The sequence below is a fragment of the Francisella philomiragia subsp. philomiragia ATCC 25015 genome, assembly GCF_000156715.1.
GTDB lineage: Bacteria > Pseudomonadota > Gammaproteobacteria > Francisellales > Francisellaceae > Francisella > Francisella philomiragia.
On sequence record NZ_DS999313.1, the window covers coordinates 1 to 1,620 of the forward strand.

Here is a 1,620-nt window from a genome sequence, read left to right on the forward strand (position 1 = left end):
GGCTTAGCGTCAGTTACGGCGATGAATCAGGGAAATGGGATAGAGGATAAGGCAGGTTCGCAGTTTTCGAATAAGGTTATTAATGAAGATGTTGTACCGCAGTTAAATGGTTTGCAAGTATTTGGAGCAAATTTATTTAGTAGTCAATGTCAGAATTTGCCACAGTTAGCTTTGTATAATCCTAATTATTTACTAAGTATAGGAGATAAGATTTCTATCACATTATGGGGAGCATTTGAATTTGCTGCTGTAGTGGAGGTGGATAGTCAGGGTAATATATTTATTCCAAAGGTTGGACCTGTACATGTAGCAGATATTCCTAATAAAGACTTAAATAAAGTTATAGGTGATGCGATCAAGAGGACATTTGAAAAAAACGTAACAGTATATGCTAATCTGATGAGTGCACAACCGGTACAGATCTTTGTATCAGGCTATGTTGCTAGACCTGGTTTGTATGATGGTATGTCATCTGATTCGGTATTATATTTTTTGTGTAAAGCTGGTGGAGTATCAGCTGATAAGGGAAGTTTCAGACATATAGATTTAGTTAGAAATGGCAAGGTAATATCACATATTGATTTATATAATTTTTTAGTTGATGGAGTTATACCATTTTCACAGTTACAGCAAGGCGATAGTATAGTGGTTAGACAAAAGGCTGCCTCAGTTACAGTGATTGGTCAAGTTAAGTCGCCTGCGATGTATGAGCCTAAGGATGGACAGTTTGATTTACCGAGATTACTTAAATTAGTGGGGGTTTTGCCGGAGGCTACTTATGCCCTTATAGAAGATAATAGGGGCTTAAATCCTACCAATAAATATATTCCGTTAAGTGCAATAGGTGATCAGGTTGTTAAAGGTGGTGAGCAAGTTACTTTGACATCGGATCAAAATATTAAGCAGATTACAGTATCTGTTACTGGAGCTATATTGGGTCCACATCAATTTGTGGTGCCGATAGGAACTACGTTGGAGGATGTGGTAGAGAAACTTAAATTTAGATCAAATGCAAATATAGATGATTTACAATTGTTTAGAAAGAGTGTGGCAGCGGCGCAGAAGGCTGCTATTGATGCTAGCTTGAATTATTTAGAACAGCAAGCATATACTAAGAGTGCGTTGACAAAGGATGGTTTGTTGATGCAGCAGCAGTATGCAGGATTGGTATCGACATTTGTTGAGAAGGCGAAGCAGGTTCAACCTAAGGGGCAGGTGATAGTTGGTTCTAAGACTAAGTGGGAGCATATAGCGTTACAGAATAATGATGTAATAAATATCCCTAACCAGAATCAAGTTGTTACAATTAGTGGTCAGGTAATGGCGCCGATGGCTATTAATTATAATGAGAAGTTTAGTGTTAAGGATTATATTAATGCTGTTGGTGGTTATACTAATAGTGCTGAGACTGGATATGTGTTGTTGTTACATGAGAATGGTACAGCGGAGCGAGTAGATACGGGGATATTTACATCTTGGATGTCATATACTACAGCGGTTAAAGGTGGAGATCAGATAATAGTTCCGAATGAAGGTATGTCGGAGGCATTACCTATTTTGGCTACGATATCACAGATTGTGTTCCAAATTGCCTTTGCAGCGAGAGTGTTTATAGCTCCG

At 38.2% G+C, this 1,620-nt stretch carries 1 protein-coding gene; it reads left to right on the top strand.

Annotation, left to right across the window (positions count from 1 at the left end):
• Positions 1-1,620, top strand: a 1,620-nt coding sequence (locus tag FTPG_RS04320) for a polysaccharide biosynthesis/export family protein (RefSeq protein WP_035722395.1), incomplete at both ends; no start/stop codon positions are given.